This window comes from Sphingomonas sp. AP28 (assembly GCF_056680455.1).
The window spans coordinates 2,352,280-2,371,817 of sequence record NZ_CM155283.1 but is presented as its reverse complement, the minus strand read 5'-3'; the positions used below and the strand labels follow the sequence as shown (position 1 = coordinate 2,371,817).

Here is a 19,538-nt window from a genome sequence, read left to right as displayed (position 1 = left end):
CAGGAATCCAGGATATGAAACGCTGTTCCCGGTACCCTGGGCTCCTGCGGGCGCAGGAGGTCGGTTAGCGCGGCCGGCGGCGCAGGGCGAGCGTGTAGATGATCGCGGCGATGGCGGCGAAGAAGAACCACTGTCCGGCATAGGCGAGGTGGTTGTTCGGGACCGACGCGAGGTCGGGCTTGCCGTTGGGGTTGAGCCCCGCTTGCGGGGTGTCGGCGACCAGCATCAGGCGTTGCGGGGTGTGGTCGAACAGCGATCCGATCAGCGAGCGGCCGTCGGGGGCGTGGCTGATGAAGCCCGACACGTCGCCGCCGGGCCAGGCAACCTTGGCCATCGGGTCGCGCGTGGTGCCGAGCTGGACGACCATGCCGGGGCCTTCGGCGCCCGTCTTGCATTCGGCGATCGCGCGGAAGCCGGATTTGCCGGCCCCGGCGAGCTTGATATCCGTCGGATGGAGGCAGAGGCCGGACGCACGGCGGAACAGGAGCGTCTCGTTGGGGAAGCGCGGGAAGGTCATCGTTGGCTTAGCGGGGTTGGCGGCGAGTTGCGCTAGGAACGCTTCCTTTTTCGGGAGGCGGTCGAGGAGTTGCCACAGGCCGAGGCCGATCATCGCCGCGATCGCGAGCGTGACGAGGATGGTCGGGATTATCGGAATGCGTCTTGGCGGTCGGGTCACGGGTCGATTCGGCCTTCGCGGGCTGCGTTACGGTATTCGGCGGACATGAGCGCGCCCTTGGCGGCCTTCAGGGAGAGCACGACCCCGCCGGCGGTGAACGGGATCCAGATCAGCATGTGGAGCCAGAGCGGGGGGTGGACCTTGAGTTCGAGCATGATCGCCAGCGCGACGACGAGCGCGCCGAGGATCAGGGTGAGGAAGGCGGCGGGGCCGTCGCCGACGTTGAACTTGCTGAAGTCCAGCCCGCAGTTGGGGCAACGGTCGGCGAAGTTGGACCATTTCGCGAAGAGCGTGGGCTTGCCGCAGCGTGGGCATAGGCCTTTGAGCGCGACCTGGGCGATCGTGGGGGCGTTGGCGAGCGGGTATGGGTCTTCGGTCATGCGGTCAGCGCTCCCCTTGTTTCCCCGCGAAGGCGGGGATCCAGACTTGGCTCCCGCCTTCGCGGGAGAACAAGGGAAGGGAAAAGGCTTGGATCAGTGCCGTGCCATTCGCCACCACCTCGGCGGAGGCCGGGGCCCAATTGGGGGACGTTGCCAACGGAGGACCGCGCTTCGTTACTGCAGCCTTCCCAATTGGGCCCCGGCCTTCGCCGGGGTGGTAGCTATCGGGGTGGTCGCAGTGGATGGGATTGAAAAAACTCAACCGCCGTGGACGGGGGCGCCCCAGCCGCCCCAGACATAGACGGTGACGAACAGGAACAGCCACACGACGTCGACGAAATGCCAGTACCACGCCGCCGCCTCGAAGCCGAAATGCTGGCGCGGGGTGAAGTCGCCGCGGTACGCGCGGACCAGGCAGACGATCAGAAAGATCGTGCCGATCAGCACGTGGAAACCGTGGAAGCCGGTCGCCATGAAGAACGCCGCGCCGTAGTTGATGCCCTTGAACGGGAACGGTGCGTGGACGTATTCATACGCCTGGATCGAGCTGAACAGCGCGCCGAGTATGACGGTGAGCCACAGGCCCTTCAAAACGCCGTCGCGGTTGCCGACGCCGATCATGCCCCAGAGCCCGGTCTTCTCGCCGCCGCGCTGGTTGTGGATCAGCGCATGGTGTGCCCAGGTCACGGTGGTGCCCGAGGTCAGCAGGATCAGCGTGTTGAGCAGCGGCAGTTCGAACGGGTTGATGACCGTCAGACCCTTTGGCGGCCATTGTGCCGCAACTGCAGCTGCGCCTTCGACGGCACGCGTGACGGTGCCATCGGCGAACGTCATCGCGGTCGGGAACAGCGAGAAGTCGAAGAACGCCCAGAACCAGCCGACGAAGAACATCACTTCGGAGGCGATGAACAGGATCATGCCGTAACGGAAATGAAGCTGCACGACCGGCGTGTGGTCGCCCGCGCGTGCCTCCTGAATGACCTGCGCCCACCAGCTGTAGAAGGTGAAGAGCAGCCCGGCGAGGCCGATGAAGAAGATCCAGCCGCCGCCGTTGGGCTTGTCGACATGGCCGCCGTGCATCCACATGATCCCGCCCGCCGCCATGATCAGTGCAGAAAACGAGCCGACCAGCGGCCAGATGCTCGGCGGCAGGATGTGGTAATCATGGTTCTTGGCGCCGGCCATCGGTACTCCCCTATTCTATTTGATACGGGTTCTAGCTCGCTGCCTTCGCAGAATCCACCGGGTAAAACGTGTAGCTGAGCGTGATCGTCTGGATATCGGCCGCGTCGGGGTCGGTCAGGATCTTCGGATCGACGAAGAAGATCACCGGCATCCGCGCGGTCTCGCCGGGCTTCAGCGTCTGCTGCGTGAAGCAGAAACACTGGATCTTGGTGAAATACTTGCCGGCCTGCGCGGGCTGGACGTTGAACGTGGCGGTGCCGGTCAGCGGCTTGTTCGACGTGTTGGTGGCCTTGAAGAACGCCATGTCGCGCGCTCCGACGTCGATCGTGTCGGAGCGATTCTCGGGCACGAACTTCCACGGCAGCTTGGGGCTGACGTTGGTGTCGAAGTCGACGGTGATCTTGTGGTCGACCGCGCCGGGCGCTGCGAGCCCGCGGTTGGTGGTGCCGTTGAGTCCGGTGGCGGCGCAGAACAGGCGGTAGAGCGGCACGCTGGCCCAGGCGAGCCCGGTCATGAAACAGATGAAGAGAACCGCGAGCGCCGCGGTGCGGTTGGTTCGCGACATTGCTCTCCAGCCGGCCATCAGTGCGGCATCCCCGCGCGGATCTTGGCGATCGAGATCGCGAAGACGAGGATGACGAACGCGCCGAGCAGCAGCGCCATGACCCGGGCGCGACCGCGTTGGCGGTTACGGATCAGGTCTTCCTCGCGGATGGGATCGGGAATGCTCATGCGAACCACCGGTCGACGACCAGCGCGCCGAACATCACGAACAGATACAGGATCGAATATTTGAACAAGGCCTTCTCCGGCTTCATCAGGTCGTCGGCATGCGTCGTGCGGCGCGCGATGCGGATAGCGAGCAGCGCGAACCACCCGGTCAGCAGCACGGCGGCGATCCCATAGATCGGGCCGGTCAGCCCGAGCGGCCAGGGCAGGATCGCGACCACGGCCATCGGGAGCGTGTAGAGCCCGATCTGCGTCCGCGTGGTGCGCTCGCCCGACACGACGGGAAGCATCGGCACGCCCGCGGCGGCGTAATCGCTCTTCATGAACAGCGCGAGCGCCCAGAAATGAGGGGGTGTCCAGAGGAACACGAACAGGAACAGCAGCACCGGCAGCAGCGCGATATCGCCGGTCGCCGCGGCCCAGCCGATCAGCGGCGGGAACGCACCCGCGGCACCGCCGATGACGATGTTCTGCGGCGTGCGGCGCTTGAGCCAGACGGTGTAGACGAGGACGTAGAACAGGATCGAGACGGTCAGGATCGCAGCGGCGACGATGTTCACCGCGACGCCCATGAACAGGACGGAGAATGCGCCGAGGCCGACACCGAAGTGCAGCGCGGCTTGCCGGTCCATCCGGCCATCGGGAAGTGGGCGCTTCTGCGTGCGGCGCATGACCGCGTCGATGTCCGACTCGTACCATTGGTTGAGCGCACCCGCCGCGCCTGCGCCGAGCGCGATGCACAGGATTGCGGTGAAGCCGATCACCGGGTGCACGCCGACGGGCGCCGCGAGCATACCGCAAAGCCCGGTGAAGACGACGAGAGTCATCACCCGCGGCTTGGTCAGCGCGAGGAAATCGCGCCAGTGCGCCGGAGGCAGAAGGGGTGTGGCAGGAGTCATGGTTGCGGTACGCTATACGCGTTGCGGCGGACCTCGGAAACCCTTCGCGTCGTGGCGGCTCAAGGGTTTGGCCGATGCGCGGGTACGGCCTGGTGGATGACGGCGGTATCGTCCGCATAGACTCGGCGCCACGCGGGATCTTGATCGAGCATGGCGATCAGCGGCGAGCGTGGCGCCAATATGGTCCAGCCGAAATGCCAATAGACGTTGGCCGCTCGCCAGCGTCCGGCGTCACCCGCTGCGATCCGGAAATAGTCCAGCGTGAACGGGTCGCCGTACATGTCCGAACGGCCGTCGATATAGGGTGCGATACCGGCCAGGATCAGCGACCCGCCAAAGCTATATTCGTTGAAGACGCGTTGGCCGCGCAGAGGTGGCGGGAGATGGCGGAGCGCGGTGGCGGGGATGCCGGCGCTGTCCGCGCGAACCACGGGAACGGCGATCCGGTAGGCGCCGAGACCGAGCGCGAGCACCAGTATCAGGACGCCGATAGGCATGACTGCGCGTGGCGTGGAGGGCATTGGGGAAGTTGCGGCCTCCCTGCTCCAGGCTTTCCCGATCGGTTCGGCCAAGACCAGGATGCCGACGACGACCAGAACGATTTCCTGCCGCGTGTGCTGCAAGGCCAGATGCAGGACGCCAAGCACCAGCAACAGGCGGACCGGCGGTATGCGCACCGGCCGGAAGAGCAGGCAGGCGAGCGTGGCGAGCAGGATCGCTTCGAATCCGGAAAAGGTAGCGAAGTCGGCGGGCTGCCATTCATTGAGATGGACGAGCAGTTTCAGTCGGTCGACATAAAACGGGAAGACGAGACCGTCCAAGCCTGCAGGCGTGGCGGTGGCGGCGACCCCGCAGGCCAGGCCGAACGCGCCCCAGCCTACGATGACGTGCCGGCGGTCGGACGCAGAGGCGGCGATCAGGGCTTCGAGCGCGAATACACCGACCAGTGCGAGCCCGAATACGAAGCTGCCATGCGCGTTTGCCCAGGTCAGCATCAGCAATGCGCAGTGTAACGGCGGCGGCCCGTCCCGCTCGCGGGCGTGCAGCAGGACGATCAGCCAACCGGCCAGCATCGGTAGTGCAAGGATGTGCGGGCGGGCCAGCAGCGATGGCAACAGGCCGGTAATAAGCAACAGCAGCGCGACGATACTGGCACGCGTGCCGAGCCAACGGCGGATTTCGTAGGCTGTGAGTGCGAAGAGCGCCGCCATCGCGGTGCCGATCAGGACGATCAGGCCACTCCAGCCGGCGGCGCGGTAACTCGCGTACATCGCCAGTTCCGACAACCACTCGTGCGCGACCCAGGCGCGGCCGGTCGCGGTGAACGAGAACGGATCGGTGGTGGGGACGCTCGCGTGGGCCACGATCCACGCGCCGGTCGCGAGGTGCCAGCCGGTGTCGCCGTCACGCAGCGCGGTGGGGACTATGATCGTGAACGCGAACGCGGCGAAGGCGGCGAGGAGCGCGAAGGTCGAGCGCGGGATACCGGTTGGCGCTGCAGGGCGGACTGGGGTTGGGGCGCTCGGCATGGAGGCAGGGTTAGCGCGATTGTCCTTTGGAATGGTGAATGGAGAGCTGACTCATCCTCGGCACTCCAGTCAAAGCTGGGCTCTCCCGTTTGGCGAGCGGCCGGAGTCGCATGGTGAGATCCCGGCTTTCACTGGGATGACAGGTTGTTAGCGGACCACCTGAAGCTCAGCTTGCAGAGTTCGCCAGCTTGTCAGTTGGCGCAGCCACGTTCGGAAATGGATGGGCGCCTGTACCACGAAACCCTTCCGTCATCCTGACGGAAGTCAGGATCCAGAGCCACGGAGGACGGCGCTTTTAACCCTGGGTCCTGACTTTCGTCAGGATGACGTAGGGGGCGGTTAGCAGCGGTTGACTGGCCACCGGCCCCGAGGGGTGGCAAAAAGAGAAAGCTCGCTAGGACGGATCGACATTCACATTGCGGGGGCGCTGAAGCTCGAAATTGCTCCGTCACCCCGGACCTGTTCCGGGGGCCACCGTTCCGCGAACCAAAGTCTATCGATTTTGCGGCACCGTGGATGCCGGAACCAGTCTGGCATGACATAAAATAGATCAGATTTGTCGACCCAAACTGAATGTCGATCCGTCTTAGCCTCTTTCGTTTGCCGGAGTTGGTATCCCACAACGAAAAACGCCCCGGGTTTCCCCGAGGCGTTCTTGTCTTTGGCGGGCCCCGACACGGGAGCAAGACCCGTGTCGTCGGACGCGGCCTCGCCGCGCCGGCCGGGCGGGGGCCTGATGGCCCTGATCCGCCTCAATCGATCCGCGGCAGCGTCTCGAACTGGTGATATGGCGGCGGCGAGGAGATCGTCCACTCCAGCGTCGTCGCGCCGTCGCCCCAGGGGTTGTCGCCCGCCGGCTTGCCCGCGACCAGCGACCAGATCAGGTTGACGAAGAACACCACCATGCCCGCGGCCATGATCATGTAGCCGACCGAGGCGACCGTGTTCCAATGCTCATACTGCGGCGTGTAGTCCGGGATGCGGCGCGGCATCCCCTGGAGGCCCAGGAAATGCATCGGGAAGAACATCACGTTCACGCCGACGAAGAACACCCAGAAATGCAGCTGGCCGAGGAACTCGTTGTACATCTTGCCCGACATCTTCGGGAACCAGTAGTAGAACCCGGCGAACAGCGAGAAGACGGCACCCAGCGACAGCACGTAGTGGAAATGCGCCACCACGTAATAGGTGTCCTGCATGTAATCATCGATGCCGCCGTTCGCGAGCACGACGCCGGTCACGCCGCCGACGGTGAACATGAAGATGAAGCCGATCGACCATACCATCGGTGTCTTGAAGGTCAGCGAGCCGCCCCACATCGTCGCGATCCACGAGAAGATCTTGATGCCGGTCGGGACCGCGATGACCATCGTCGCCGCGGTGAAGTACATCTTGGTGTTCACCGACAGACCCGTCGTGAACATGTGGTGCGCCCACACGACGAACCCGACCACGCCGATCGCGACCATCGCATACGCCATGCCGAGGTAACCGAAGACCGGCTTGCGGCTGAACGTGGAGATGATCTGGCTGACGATGCCGAAGCCCGGCAGGATCATGATGTAGACTTCGGGATGGCCGAAGAACCAGAACAGATGCTGGTACAGGACGGGATCGCCGCCGCCGGCCGGATCGAAGAAGGTCGTGCCGAAGTTGCGATCGGTCAGCAGCATCGTGATCGCCGCGGCGAGCACCGGCAGCGCCAACAGCAGCAGGAACGCGGTGACGAGCATCGACCACACGAACAGCGGCATCTTGTGCAGCGTCATGCCCGGCGCGCGCATGTTGAAGATCGTCGTGATGAAGTTGATCGCACCGAGGATCGACGATGCGCCGGCCAGATGCAGCGCGAGGATCGCCATGTCGGTCGACGGCCCGGGCTCGCCGTACGTCGAGAGCGGGGCGTAAAGCGTCCAGCCGTTACCCGCACCACCGAAGAACGGCGACGCCAGCAGCAGCGTGAAGGCCGGGATCAACAGCCAGAACGACACGTTGTTCATCCGCGGGAACGCCATGTCCGGCGCGCCGATCATGATCGGCACGAACCAGTTGCCGAAGCCACCGACCATCGCCGGCATGACCATGAAGAACACCATGATCAGGCCATGCGCGGTGATCAGCACGTTCCAGAGATGAAGCGATTCGTCGAGGCTGGCGCTGCCGCCGTGGAGCATCGATGCCCAGCCCTGGAGATACTGGATACCCGGATGCGCGAGCTCGGCCCGCATGAGCCCCGAGACCGAGCCGCCGATGATCCCCGCGACGATCGCGAAGATCAGGTACAGCGTGCCGATGTCCTTGTGGTTGGTCGACATGAACCAACGCGCGAAGAAGCCCGGCTTGTGATCGGTATCGTGATGGTCGTGCGCTTCGTGGCTTACGAACGCCGACGGGGTGAGGGCGGTGTCGGTCATCTTACAGTCCCGCGTTGCCGGCGCCGGCCGGGTTTGAGGTAGCGCCCTGCGATGTCGCAGGCGCCGTTGCGTTGGCGGGGGCGGTCACGTTCTCGACCGGGCCGGTGGCGTTGGCGGTTTCCGCCGCCTCCTCGACCTTCGCCGCGGAGCCGTCGGCGCCGGGCTGGGGAATGACCTTGTCGGACGCCTTGCCGGGGGTGGGCATCGTGCCGCCCTTGGCCTTCACCCAAGCGGCGAACTGGGCAGGGGGAACCGCCTCGACCGCGATCGGCATATAGCCGTGGCGCGCACCGCAAAGCTCCGAGCACTGGCCGAAATACAGGCCGGGCTTGTCGATCGTGAAGCTCGTCTCGTTCAGACGGCCCGGGATCGCGTCGAGCTTGATCCAGAACGCCGGGACTGCCCAGCTGTGGATCACGTCGTTCGCGGTCGTGATCAGGCGGATCGGCACGCCGACGGGAAGCACGATGCGGTTGTCGGTTGCGAGCAGCTTGGGGCCGTCCGCGTCGGTCCGGGCACGCTCGCCGGCGGCAACGTCGCCCTTTTCCTTCAGCATGTTGGCGGTGATCTCGAAGCCGCCATTGTCCGGATACTGGTACGTCCAATACCATTGGTTGCCGATCGCCTTGAGCGTCACGGCACCCGACGGGGCGGGCTTGAACTGGGCCTGCAGCAATCCGATCGAGGGGACCGCGATCAGCACCAGGATCACGACCGGCGCGAGCGTCCAGATGATCTCGATGAACGTGTTGTGGCTGGTCTTCGACGCGACCGGGTTGCGCGCCTTGCGGTAGCGGAACGACACCCAGAAGAGCAGCGCGAGGACGAACAGCGAAATGATCGTGATGGTCGGCACCAGGATCGAATTGTGCATCCAGTGCGCGAAGACGCCGTTCTTCGTCACCTGCGGCTGGAGACCGTAGAGCCCGTTGGTCGGCTGGCCGATCATCGGCTGGGCCGTCATCGCCGGCGCACCATCCATCGCGAGCTCAGGACTGGACGGGTTGGCGGTCGGCGTGGCCGCAGCCGTGGTCGGCGCGGTGTTCGACACGCCCGCCGGGCCCGCCGCTGCCTGCGGAGCGGGCGCCGCAGTCGCCGGTTTCGGTGCAGGCTGGGCCGCATGCCCGGCGACACCACCGAGACTCGCCAGTGCGAGCCCCGCTGCCATCGCAAATCCTCTCATCCCCATCTTGCGCATCGTTGTTCTTGACCCCGGTTTATAGCGAACCCGATATCACGGACGCGCGGATGTCTGCTTATGATTTGGGAAGAGCTATACCCAGCGGGGGGGCTCGCCTCAAGCCTTGTCTCGAACCGCTTATTAATGAACCGGTTCTCGTTGCACCGGGTTTCGCGCGCTCGTATCAGCGCGGCAGACCATTTGGAGCGATGACCCGCGATGACCGAAGACGACGTGCTCGCCGAATTCCGCGCTGCCGAAGCGTTGCTCGAAGGGCATTTCATCCTGTCCTCCGGCCTGCGCAGTTCGCGCTACCTGCAATGCGCGCGGGTGTTGATGGACCCCGCGCGCGGCGCTCGGCTGTCGGAAGCGCTGGTCGCGTCGATCCCGGCGGAGTTGCGGGCGCAGATCGATATCGTCGTCTCGCCGGCGATGGGCGGCGTGATCGCCGGCCACGAAATGGGCCGCGCGCTCGGTGTGGAGGCAATATTTCTCGAGCGGCCCGACGGCGTGTTCGAGCTGCGCCGCGGGTTCCGGCTCGCGCCCGGTCAGCGCGTGCTGATGATGGAGGACGTCGTCACCACCGGGCTGTCGTCGCGCGAGGCGATCGCGGCGATCGGGCGCGCGGGCGGCGTGACGGTCGCGGCGGCGGCCTTGGTCGATCGCTCGAATGGGGCGGCGGATCTGGGCGTGCCGTTCTTCCCGCTGATCCGGCTCGACGTGCCGACTTACCAAGCGGAGGCGTTACCGCCAGAGCTCGCGGCGATCCCGGCGATCAAGCCCGGAAGCAGGGCCGCGGCATGAGCCGGGATTTACGCCTCGGGGTGAACATCGACCACGTCGCGACCGTGCGGAACGCTAGAGGGGCGGGGTATCCCGACCCGGTGCGCGCGGCGTTGGTAGCGGCGCAGGCTGGCGCGGATGGGATCACCGCGCATCTTCGCGAGGACCGGCGCCACATCACCGACGACGACATCGCGCGCTTGTCTGCCGAGCTGATGATTCCCCTCAATCTCGAGATGGCCGCGACCGACGAGATGCTCGGCATCGCGCTGCGTCATAAGCCGCATGCGGCGTGTATCGTGCCGGAGAAGCGCGAGGAACTGACCACCGAAGGCGGGCTCGACGTCGCCGGGCATTACGACCGGATGGCGCGACTGGTCGACTCGCTGGCGGGCGCGGGTATCCGCGTTTCGCTGTTCATCGAGCCGGACGCGAGGCAGATCGAGGCGGCAGTTCGACTGAAGGTACCGGTCGTCGAACTGCACACGGGTTTGTACGCGGAACTGTCGGGCGAGGCGCGGACGGTGGAGTTGCGGCGGTTGACCGACGCGGCGGCGCTGGCGGCGAAGAACGGCATCGAGGTGCATGCGGGGCACGGCCTGACCTACGACAACGTCGCACCGATCGCGGCTATCCGCCAGGTGCGGGAGCTGAACATCGGACATTTCCTGGTTGGCGAGGCGCTGTTCGTCGGGCTTGGCGAGGCGGTTCGGCTGATGCGTGAGGCTATGGATGCGGCGCGATAAGTCAGAAGGTTTGTTCACGCGGAGACGCGGAGACGCGGAGCAGAAGGGGGTTGCCAGGAGCCGTCCTGCTTGCTTCTCATCTTCGCCGCGCTTGCGGCTCTCATACTCTCCGCGTCTCCGCGTCTCCGCGCGAACAAAACCTTATGTCTTCCGACTCCGGGCCGTGTCGTGATTATCGGGCTCGGGTCCGACCTGTGTAATATCGAGCGCATTGCCGCTTCGGTCGAGCGGTTCGGGGAGCGGTTCGAGCAGCGGGTGTTTACCGATGTCGAGCTGGCGAAGGCGGCTCGGCGGCCGTTCACCAAGGCCGGGACGCTGGCGAAGCGGTTTGCCGCGAAGGAGGCGTTTTCGAAGGCGGTCGGCACCGGGTTTCGCGCTGGCGTCTTCATGCGCGATATCGGCGTCGTGAACGCCCCCAGCGGCGCACCGACGCTGACGCTGACCGGGGGCGCCAAAGCGAGGCTTGACGCGTTGACCCCCGAAGGCCACGCCGCGCGCGTGCATCTGACGATGACGGATGATCATCCGTGGGCGCAGGCCTTCGTGATCATCGAAGCTATACCTCTGATATCCCCGGACATGCGCCAGGATACGAATCGATGAAGGACGCGGCGTTGGACGGCAACGAGTTCCAGGAAAAGCCCCTCGCGCAGACCGCGGCCGATACAGCGCCACCGGCCGGCACCACTCCAGAAACGACGCGCCGCCGCGGCACCGACTGGTGGGGCGAGGTGAAGGGCATCTTCTGGCTGATCCTGGTCGTGCTCGGCTTCCACAGCTTCATCGCCAAGCCCTTCTATATTCCTAGCGAATCGATGCTGCCGGGGTTGCGGATCGGCGACCGGCTGGTGGTCACCAAGTTCGCGTACGGCTGGTCGTTCGTCTCGCCGACGATCCCGAACCCGGTCGCGATCTTCAAGGGCGTGGTGCTGCGCCAGCAGGAAGACAGCTGGAGCGTGTCGCTGCCGTTCATTCACGGCCGCCTGTTCGGCTCGCTGCCGACGCGCGGCGACGTGGTGATCGTGACGCCGCCGGGGACGCACAACGACTATATCAAGCGCGTCATCGGCCTGCCGGGCGACAAACTGGCCGTGCGCGGCGGGATCGTGTTCCTCAACGGCGTCGCGGTGAAGCGCGGCCCGCTCCACGACACGCTGATCCCAATCGACACCAACAGCCCGTGCAGCGAGATCGACTATCCCGGCGCGCGCGAGACGCTGCCCGATGGGCGCGAGATGTGCCGCCTGCCGACCTATACCGAGACGTTGCCCAACGGCCGCCGCTACGAGACGATCGATCTCGAATCCGATAGCCAGGGCGACAATTTCGCGGAAGTCACGATCCCCGCGAACCACGTCTTCCTGATGGGCGACAACCGCGATCGCTCGGCCGACAGCCGGTTTGCGCTGAGCCAGCTCGGGCTCGGCGGTCCGGTGCCGTACGAGAATCTCGGTGGCCGTGCGGAGTTCATCACCTTCAGCCTCGACGGCGACGCGACGTTCAATCCGCTGAGCTGGTGGGGTTCGCTGCGCCCGGATCGCGCGGGCACTTCGCTCCATCCCGCCAAGGCGAACTGAGATGGCCGATAGCAAGACCGTCGACGAACTCAGCCCGGTCGAGATGCGCGATCCGTTCCTGCGCAAGGAACTGAAGCGCGCGATGATCTGGCTCGGGCTCGCCTGCGTGATCGCGCTGTTGATCGTGCTGGTGCAGCCGTTGCTGATCATCTTTGCCGGCGTCGTGTTCGCAGCCTTGCTCGATGGCGGCGTGCGGTTGCTCGGGCGGGTGCTGCCGATCGGACGTGGCTGGCGGTTGCTGATCGTCGTGCTGCTGACCTTCGCGTTCCTGGTCGGGACGTTCGTGCTGACCGGGGTACAGGTGACCGAACAGGTCACGCAATTGCGCTCGACGCTGGAATCGCAGGCCAATCGCTTCACGGGCTATCTGACCTCGCAGGGGCTGATGCCGGGCGCGTCGGACGTCAACGGGATTGTCAAGCAGGCGCTCGGCTCGGTCGGGCGCGTGACGTCGTGGGTGGGCAGCGCGATCGGCGCGATCACCAGCATGTTCATGATCCTTATCCTCGGGCTGTTCATCGCGATGGACCCGGGGACATACTCGCGCGGGCTTCAGTGGATGGTGCCACTAGATCTCCGCCCCGAGTTCGCCAGGACTTTGGTCAAGATGGGCGCGACATTGCGGCGGTTGCTCGCCGGGCGGTTGCTCGGGATGGCGGTCGAGGGTGTCGCGAGCGGCATCGCGCTGGCGGTCGGCGGCGTGCCGATGGCGATGCTGCTCGGCATCATCGCGGGAATCCTGGCGTTCATTCCGAACGTCGGCGCGATCGTGACCGGTGTGCTGATGGTCGCGGTCGGGTTCAGCGCGGGAGTCGATACGGGATATTGGGCGATCGGCACGTACCTCGTGGTGCAGACGATCGACGGGTATGTGATCGTGCCGATGGTCGCCAAGCGCACCGTCGATCTTCCGCCGGCGTTGACGCTTGGCGCGCAGATCCTGGCGAGTGCGCTGTTCGGGATCCTAGGGCTGGCGCTGGCCGACCCAATGACCGCGATGCTGAAGACCGCGCTCGAGCGGCGGTCGGAGCGGGAAGAGGAGAAGGCCGAGGCGGGCGAGGATGAGGCTACGGCCTGATCGAGTTTAGTGCCCCCTCTTAATCCGGGTTCATCGCACACCCCCGTCATCCCCGCGGACGCGGGGACCCATCTCCTTCGAGGTTAGCCAGTATGGGTCCCCGCGTCCGCGGGGATGACGGGGGGTGAGGGCCGGGGACATCAATGGGGCGGGTAATCGAGTGGGGAGTTACCGCCTTACCAGTTGGTCGAAGAGTGCGAGGTAGCGGTTGGCTGAGTCCGCACCCGGTTGGGGGATTGTTTCGGGTCGCTGCCGAGTTGGCTCTAGCCACGCATCCAGCGCTCCAACCAATGCAGCAGCGTCGTCCCTCGCAATCACCGTCCCAAGCTCCGGCCTATAAACAATCTCCACTACCGCCGCGCTCGAGTCGGTCGAGATTACCGGCGTCCCAACCGACAAAGCTTCTCGCAACACCCCCGGTACACCTTCGTAATCCGACGTCAGCGCCAGCACGGTCGCGCGGGCCATGACCGGGAGCGGATCGCTGCTGTGGCCGAGCAGGAGAACGCGCTTCCCTAAGCCCAGCCTTCCAACCTGCGCCTCGATCGCCCCCCGCTCACTTCCTTCGCCTAGAATGACGAGAGGTATCGTCTTGTCCCGCAACTCAGGCAGCGCGGCGATCAGGCGGTCCCAGCGTTTCTGCGACTCCAGCCGGCCGACGCCGAGAATGAAGCGCTGCGGCAGGTCGGGCAGCGCGCCGGGGATCGGCATAGCGGGCGGGTTCGGGATGACGCTCGTCCGCCCGATCATCCGGGTCGCCAACGCCGCCTCGTCCGCGGTCGCGGGCGTCATCGCGACGAGGTGATCGAGGAAGCTGCCGTGGCGTGCCAGCCAGACTTGGTGCGCGGCGTGCATCAGCCGGCCGTGATCGGCGCGAGCGGGGGCGTTGGACATCTTGGCGACGATCGGCGGACACGTCTTGCCCAGCCGCAGCTTGGTCCACGCCGCAATCCCCGTGTAGAAATTGCCTGGGCAGAAGATCACGTCCGGCGACAAACGCTGCACCACCCCCGGCAAGGCCAGCAGCCGAGACGGCGCGACGATCTCCAGTCCCTCCGGCAGTTCCGCCGCAAGTGGCCCGGAAATATCCGTGATCGCCAGCGTCACCCGCCGCCCCGCCGCCAGCCACGCGCGCACGAGGCGCAGTTGCGCGCGTTCGACCCCGCCGCCGCGTAGGTCCTCCGCATAGGTCAGGATGTGGCGAGCGGTCGGCGGTTCGTTCAGGACTGACATATGGGGGTCATCATAGTGCGCGATGGGTAAAGCGGAGATCGCGGCCGAATGAAACCGACTTTGCGTGCATGCGCAGCGGCGGGCGGGTAACGGGCGGCGGCGGGCTATTGCGGCGGAACGGCTTGAGGACAATGGTTTGAGGACCGGCGAGTGAACTTCCGTACCAAAACTGCCGATCGCGACGGCTATGCGGATATCGCGCGCGCCGGGCTCGAGCCGCTGAAGGCGCTCGGCAGCCGCTGGCCCGCGATCATCGGTGCGGTGCTGACGCTGGCGATGATTGTCGGATTGGGGCGCGAACTGCTCGGGCATGGCCTTGCCGGGCTGTCGCGCTCGGTGCCGCAGGATCCGCGCTTCTATGTGTGCTTCGGCCTGCTCTATATGTCGCCGCCGACCGGGGACTACGTCATTTTCCGCCGGCTCTGGGGCATTCCGCTCGGCGGGCTGGTCGCGCTGATCAAGAAGCGGATCGCGAACGAAGTCGTGTTCGGATACTCCGGCGACGCGTATTTCTACGCCTGGGCGCGGGCCAAGGCGCGGATGGTGACGTCGCCGTTCGGTGCGGTGAAGGACGTGTCGATCCTGTCGGCGATCGCGGGCAATGCGGTGACGCTGCTGCTGGTGGCGATCGCGTTGCCGCTCGGCCGGCATCTGCTGACGCACGACCAGTTCCGCACCGTGTTGGCGTCGGCAGGCGTGACGCTGGCGATCTCGCTGCCGTTCCTGATCTTCTCGCGCCGCGTGTTCTCGCTGCCGCGCGCGAAACTGTGTTGGGTGTTCGGGATCCACTGCATCCGGCTGCTGTGCGGATCGGTGCTGATCGCGTTCGCGTGGCATTTCGCGTTGCCGGGCGTGCCGGTGGGGATGTGGCTGTTCCTCGCAGCCGGGCGCCTGCTGGTGTCGCGCCTGCCGCTGGTGCCGAACAAGGACCTGCTGTTCGCCAACGCCGCGATCCTGTTGATCGGGCAGGACCAGGCGCTGTCGGAGTTGATCGCGTTTACCGCCGCGCTGACGTTGCTGGTGCATGTCGCGTTGATCATCCTGTTCGGCATCCACGCCGGGCTCACGCGGTTGCGGGCATGATCCGCGCCTGTATCGCGCTGGCCGCGATCGTTGCGCTTACAGGTCCGGCCGGGGCGCAGGTGCTCGGTAGCGATGCGGCGGCGTGTCGACCGGGCGAGGGGCCGGCGATCGCGGTCGAGGTCAGCGGGCTGAAGGATCGTACGGGCGAGTTAAAGCTTGAACTCTATCCCGATGACGAAGCGGGCTTTCTCAAGGACGACCACGTGCTGATAGCGGCCGGGAAGACGTTCCGGCGGGTGGTGGTGCCGACGCCGCCGAGCGGCGCGCCGATGCTGTGCATCCGGGTGCCGCGGCCGGGCCGCTATGCGCTGTTGCTGACGCATAATCGCGACGGGAAGAACAAGTTCAGTTTCTGGACCGATGGTGCCGGGTTCGCGAGCAACGTGAAGCTCGGGCGGTCGCGGCCGAAGGTCGAGCAGGCACTGGTCGAGGTCGGCGCGGGCGTGACGACGGTGCGGATCACCGTACAGTATCTGCGCGGGCTCGGTGGCTTTGGGCCTGTCGCGCGATGAGAGTGGTGGACGTCAACGAGTTCTACTCGCCGACTGGCGGCGGCGTGCGGACCTATGTCGACCGCAAGATGGGAATCATGGCGGACATGGGCCATGAGTTGATCGTCGTCGCGCCCGGCAAGGAAGACCGCGTCGAGGAGCGGCCGGGCGGCGGGCGGATCATCTACCTCAAGTCGCCGGGGATGCCGTTCGATCGCAACTACGGGCTGTTCTGGGACGAGGGCGCGATCCACCGTGTGCTCGACGATCTAGATCCGGACGTGGTCGAATGCTGCTCGCCGTGGCGGCCGGCGTGGTTCGTCGGCGACTGGCAGGGGCGCGCGGTGAAGGCGTTCTTCATGCACAACGACAACATCGCCGCCTATGCACAGCGCTGGTTTGCGGGCGTCGCTAGCCATGACCAGATCGAGCGCGGGTTCGCCTGGTACAGCCGGTACATGCGGCGCTTCCTCGAGAAATACGATGTCGTCGTTACCAACGGCCCGGCGCTGGAGAAGCGGTTGCGCGCGCGCGGGCTGCGGATCGATGCGGCGATGCCGCTGGGGATCGAGCGCGGGCATTTCTCGCCGGACCTGCGTGATACGCGGCTGCGCGCGGCGTTGCTGCGGCAGTGCGGCTTGCCCGAGGACGGCATGCTGCTGCTCGGGCTAGGGCGGCATCACGGCGAGAAGCGCTGGCCGCTGGTGGTCGATGCGGTGGCTCGGGCGGGGGCGACGCTGCCGGTCGGGTTGGTCCTGATCGGTGCGGGTGCGCAGACCAAGGCGATTCAGCGGCGGATCGGTGGCTCGCCGCACATCCGGATGTTCGCACCGGTGTATGACCGCGAGCGACTCGCGCGGATCATGGCGAGTTGCGACGCGCTGATCCACGGGTCGGAGGCGGAGCCGTTCGGTCTGGTCGCGTCGGAGGCGATGGCGTCGGGCCTGCCGCTGATCGTACCCGATACGGGCGGATGCGCCGAAGTCGCGGACCACCATGCGAGCGAGCTTTACGCGGCGCGCGATGCGGAGAGTGCGGCGGCGGCGATCGGACGGTTGTTCGTGCGCGATCCGGCGATGTTGCGGCAAGCGGCGGCGGTGGCGGCGCGGCATGTCCGCAGCGACCGTGAGCATGCGGTCGAGCTCATGGACTATTATGCGGGGCTGGTCGCGGCGAAGCACGGCGTGCGACGTATAGCGTGAAGCGGGTGCCGGGGACGGCGATCGCATCGTAGCCGGCGTCGAGCGCGACTTTCGAGAGTGTTCGGTCGAGGTTGACATCGCCGCTCGTTGCGGGGCCTTCGCCGCCGGTTAGGATCGTCGATCCGTCGAGATTTACGCGCGCTTGCGAGATCAGGTGGAGCGCGTGCTCCCGGCGCGCGTCGAGCAGGTTCGTGCTGCGGAAATAGAAGGGGCCGGTGGCGAAGGCGGCATCCGGCAGGCGATTCGCTGCGGGGAGCATTTGCGGGGATAGCGTTGCGATCGGGCCTTCGACTCCGTGTTCGTCGAGCGTGCGGCCGACCGCTTGGCCTTCGCGGAGGGCTACGGTGAGCGAGAGGCTGTCCGCATCCGCCAGGGCTGCGGCGGAGGGGGCTAGGCCGGCGGTGGCGAAGATCGCGACGGCGATCCGCCACGCGCGGCTCGGGGGCGGGATCAGCGACAGGCGGACGAACAGGGCTGGCAGGGCGGGGAGGAGATATTGCCGCCAGGTCGGGAACGGCAGGAGCGCGGCGATCAGGCCGGCTAGGATCAGCCATTCGAGGAGTCCGACCGTGCGGCGGCGCCAAGCGTCGCGGGCGACCAAGGCTAGCGCGGGCAGGGCTGCGCCGAGCGCGAGGAACTTGAGCGTGTCGATCGCCTTGGCGAGAAGCGACATCTTCCAGGGGCGCAGCGCGTAATATTCGGCCGGGCCGCGGGCCGGGAAGGTGAAGGTGCCGAACACGAACCCGGCCGGGCTGCTGGCATAGGTCCAGGCGACGAAGGCGATCACTGGGAGTGTGCCCAACAGGACCGCGACGGGGCGGTGGCGGCGGTTGACCAGCGTGTAGAGGCCATAGGCGAGCGCGGGGAATGCGTAGGAGATCTTCGCGGCGGCGGCGCTGGCGAGGAGGAGGCCGGCGAGCGCTGCGGTTTTGTGGGTGGTGGCGGGGCGGACGATTAGCGGGAGGGCTGCGGCGAGCAGGGCGGCGGGGAGTGCGTCGTTGCGGGCCGTGCCGATGCTGAAGAGGAGGATGTCGCAGGTCGCGAACAGCGCTGCGCAGGCGAGGGCGGCCTTGGGTTTGGCGCCTAGGGTGCGGGCGGCGGTGTGGACGCAGGCGATCGTCACGACGCCGAGGAGCGCGTTGAGGATGCGGAGGGCTGGCCAGATCCAGGTGCCGGCTAGAAGTGCGATTGGGGCGAAGAGGTAGGGCTGGAGCGGGGTCTGGAGGTAGGCGAAGTCGCGGTAGGGGAGGAGGCCGTGCGCGGTTAGCGCGGCCGCGGCGACGTATTGGCTCTCGTCGTGGTCTACAGGGCGAAGGAGCGCGAGGGTGACGAACAGGATTGCCAGCGCTGCCAGTATCAGAAGCATGTTCACCCGCGAAGGCGGGTGCCCAGTCTGGGCACCCGCCTTCGCGGGTGAACATGGTTGTTCTGGGAAGCGCTCCATTATTCAGCCCCACCCCGGCGGAGGCCGGGGCCCAGTTGGGGGACGATGATGATTAGCGATCGCGCTTCGTTACCACGACCTTTCCAACTGGGCCCCGGCCTCCGCCGGGGTGGTGGCGAAAACTGGGGTGGTGGCGTGTAGGGCAAGGTCAGGCTTTTACCGCGGTCAGGAAATAATCGAGGTTGGTCGAGTCACTCAGCGCGAACCCCGTCGCCGGCGAGAAGCTCAACCCCCGCGTATCCGTCACGCGAAGCCCCGCATCCTTCAGCAACGCGGTCAGTTCCTCGGGCGTCAGGAACTTGTTCCAGTCGTGCGTGCCCTTGGGGATTACCCCGGTACCCTCAGCCACGGTGATCATCGCCAGCCGCGACAACGGCGTCCGGTTGGGCGTCGACAGGATCAGCAACCCGCCGTCCGCCAGCGTCCGCGCCAAGCCCCGGACAAAACCTGCGGGGTCGCTGACATGCTCGATCACCTCCAGGCTGGTGACGAGATCATACTGGCCGACCAGTCCCTCGACTCCCCCCGCGCGGTAGTCGATCGCGAGGCCACTCTGCGCCGCATGGATCTCCGCCACCGCGATATTCTCCGGCGCCGCATCGATCCCCGTCACCGCCGCACCGAGGCGTGCCAGCGGTTCGCATAGCAGCCCAGCGCCGCAGCCGACGTCGAGCGCGGTCTTGCCCGCCAGCGGGGTGAAGGTCGCACCGTCGCCTCCCCAATGCGCATCGACCTGCTCGCGGATATAGCGCAACCGCGGCGGGTTGAGCTTGTGGAGCGGGGCGGACGAGCCCTTCGGGTCCCACCAGTCCTTTGCCATCGTGCCGAAATGCGCAGCCTCGCGCGGATCGATTGTTGCGCCGTTTACGGTGTCACTTGCCAGTATCATGCGCGCTACCTATCAGGGCC

Annotated in this window: 20 protein-coding genes; 8 read left to right on the top strand and 12 right to left on the bottom strand. The window is 66.2% G+C overall.

Annotated elements, in window-relative coordinates; genetic code table 11:
• Positions 1-64 precede the first annotated feature (64 nt).
• From AC1MH0_RS10810 to coxB, 9 genes are all read right to left on the bottom strand, one after another.
• Positions 65-676, bottom strand: coding sequence for an SURF1 family cytochrome oxidase biogenesis protein (locus AC1MH0_RS10810; protein ID WP_480962783.1), 612 nt, complete (start codon positions 674-676; stop codon positions 65-67).
• Positions 673-1,056 carry a DUF983 domain-containing protein gene (locus AC1MH0_RS10805; RefSeq protein ID WP_480962782.1) on the bottom strand — a complete coding sequence of 128 codons (384 nt, stop codon included), beginning with the start codon at positions 1,054-1,056 and terminating at the stop codon, positions 673-675. The genes AC1MH0_RS10810 and AC1MH0_RS10805 overlap by 4 nt, the downstream gene beginning before the upstream one ends.
• Before the next feature lie 258 nt (positions 1,057-1,314).
• Complete coding sequence (locus AC1MH0_RS10800) at positions 1,315-2,241, bottom strand: cytochrome c oxidase subunit 3 (protein ID WP_480962781.1); 927 nt, start codon at positions 2,239-2,241, stop codon at positions 1,315-1,317.
• 31 nt (positions 2,242-2,272) lie between these two features.
• Positions 2,273-2,824 carry a cytochrome c oxidase assembly protein gene (locus AC1MH0_RS10795; protein WP_480962780.1) on the bottom strand — a complete coding sequence of 184 codons (552 nt, stop codon included), beginning with the start codon at positions 2,822-2,824 and terminating at the stop codon, positions 2,273-2,275.
• On the bottom strand, positions 2,824-2,973 hold the full coding sequence (locus AC1MH0_RS10790) for a hypothetical protein (RefSeq protein ID WP_480962779.1): 150 nt from the start codon (positions 2,971-2,973) through the stop codon (positions 2,824-2,826). Before AC1MH0_RS10790 ends, AC1MH0_RS10795 begins: the two co-directional genes overlap by 1 nt.
• Positions 2,970-3,869: a heme o synthase gene (locus AC1MH0_RS10785; protein WP_480962778.1), complete on the bottom strand. Its 900-nt coding sequence runs from the start codon at positions 3,867-3,869 to the stop codon at positions 2,970-2,972. The genes AC1MH0_RS10790 and AC1MH0_RS10785 overlap by 4 nt, the downstream gene beginning before the upstream one ends.
• Positions 3,870-3,928: 59 nt before the next feature.
• Positions 3,929-5,398, bottom strand: coding sequence for a hypothetical protein (locus AC1MH0_RS10780; protein WP_480962777.1), 1,470 nt, complete (start codon positions 5,396-5,398; stop codon positions 3,929-3,931).
• Between the two features lie 752 nt (positions 5,399-6,150).
• Positions 6,151-7,812, bottom strand: a complete 1,662-nt coding sequence (ctaD, locus tag AC1MH0_RS10775) for a cytochrome c oxidase subunit I (protein WP_480962776.1) — start codon at positions 7,810-7,812, stop codon at positions 6,151-6,153.
• Position 7,813: 1 nt separating this feature from the next.
• Positions 7,814-8,980 carry a cytochrome c oxidase subunit II gene (gene coxB, locus AC1MH0_RS10770; RefSeq protein ID WP_480962775.1) on the bottom strand — a complete coding sequence of 389 codons (1,167 nt, stop codon included), beginning with the start codon at positions 8,978-8,980 and terminating at the stop codon, positions 7,814-7,816.
• Positions 8,981-9,211: 231 nt separating this feature from the next.
• Here coxB and pyrE point away from each other — a divergent pair, with 231 nt between their 5' ends.
• From pyrE to AC1MH0_RS10745, 5 genes are all read left to right on the top strand, one after another.
• Positions 9,212-9,796 (top strand): orotate phosphoribosyltransferase, encoded by a 585-nt coding sequence (gene pyrE, locus AC1MH0_RS10765; RefSeq protein ID WP_480962774.1) that lies wholly within the window; start codon positions 9,212-9,214, stop codon positions 9,794-9,796.
• The gene (locus AC1MH0_RS10760; protein WP_480962773.1) at positions 9,793-10,521 is read left to right on the top strand and encodes a pyridoxine 5'-phosphate synthase; all 729 of its coding nucleotides are present in this window, start codon (positions 9,793-9,795) and stop codon (positions 10,519-10,521) included. Before pyrE ends, AC1MH0_RS10760 begins: the two co-directional genes overlap by 4 nt.
• Before the next feature lie 168 nt (positions 10,522-10,689).
• Positions 10,690-11,124: a holo-ACP synthase gene (gene acpS, locus AC1MH0_RS10755; RefSeq protein ID WP_480962772.1), complete on the top strand. Its 435-nt coding sequence runs from the start codon at positions 10,690-10,692 to the stop codon at positions 11,122-11,124.
• Positions 11,121-12,098 (top strand): signal peptidase I, encoded by a 978-nt coding sequence (lepB, locus tag AC1MH0_RS10750; RefSeq protein WP_480962771.1) that lies wholly within the window; start codon positions 11,121-11,123, stop codon positions 12,096-12,098. The genes acpS and lepB overlap by 4 nt, the downstream gene beginning before the upstream one ends.
• 1 nt (position 12,099) lies before the next feature.
• Positions 12,100-13,176 carry an AI-2E family transporter gene (locus AC1MH0_RS10745; protein WP_480962770.1) on the top strand — a complete coding sequence of 359 codons (1,077 nt, stop codon included), beginning with the start codon at positions 12,100-12,102 and terminating at the stop codon, positions 13,174-13,176.
• 168 nt (positions 13,177-13,344) lie between these two features.
• On the opposite strand, the gene AC1MH0_RS10740 is transcribed toward AC1MH0_RS10745, so the two are convergent.
• Positions 13,345-14,409 carry a glycosyltransferase gene (locus AC1MH0_RS10740; protein WP_480962769.1) on the bottom strand — a complete coding sequence of 355 codons (1,065 nt, stop codon included), beginning with the start codon at positions 14,407-14,409 and terminating at the stop codon, positions 13,345-13,347.
• A gap of 150 nt (positions 14,410-14,559) precedes the next feature.
• On the opposite strand from AC1MH0_RS10740, the gene AC1MH0_RS10735 reads away from it, so the two are divergent.
• From AC1MH0_RS10735 to AC1MH0_RS10725, 3 genes are read left to right on the top strand one after another with little or no spacing between them, the layout of a single operon-like run.
• Positions 14,560-15,492: a hypothetical protein gene (locus AC1MH0_RS10735; RefSeq protein ID WP_480962768.1), complete on the top strand. Its 933-nt coding sequence runs from the start codon at positions 14,560-14,562 to the stop codon at positions 15,490-15,492.
• Entirely contained in the window at positions 15,489-16,004 is a 516-nt protein-coding gene (locus tag AC1MH0_RS10730) for a DUF2141 domain-containing protein (RefSeq protein WP_480962767.1), read from the top strand. Before AC1MH0_RS10735 ends, AC1MH0_RS10730 begins: the two co-directional genes overlap by 4 nt.
• A complete protein-coding gene (locus AC1MH0_RS10725; protein WP_480962766.1) occupies positions 16,001-17,185 on the top strand; it encodes a glycosyltransferase in 1,185 nt (394 codons plus the stop codon). The genes AC1MH0_RS10730 and AC1MH0_RS10725 overlap by 4 nt, the downstream gene beginning before the upstream one ends.
• Here the strand turns inward: AC1MH0_RS10725 and AC1MH0_RS10720 are convergent.
• Complete coding sequence (locus AC1MH0_RS10720; RefSeq protein WP_480962765.1) at positions 17,127-18,551, bottom strand: DUF2029 domain-containing protein; 1,425 nt, start codon at positions 18,549-18,551, stop codon at positions 17,127-17,129. The two genes, AC1MH0_RS10725 and AC1MH0_RS10720, sit on opposite strands and share 59 nt — an antisense overlap.
• Before the next feature lie 226 nt (positions 18,552-18,777).
• Entirely contained in the window at positions 18,778-19,518 is a 741-nt protein-coding gene (gene ubiG, locus AC1MH0_RS10715; RefSeq protein ID WP_480962764.1) for a bifunctional 2-polyprenyl-6-hydroxyphenol methylase/3-demethylubiquinol 3-O-methyltransferase UbiG, read from the bottom strand.
• Between the last annotated feature and the right edge of the window lie 20 nt (positions 19,519-19,538).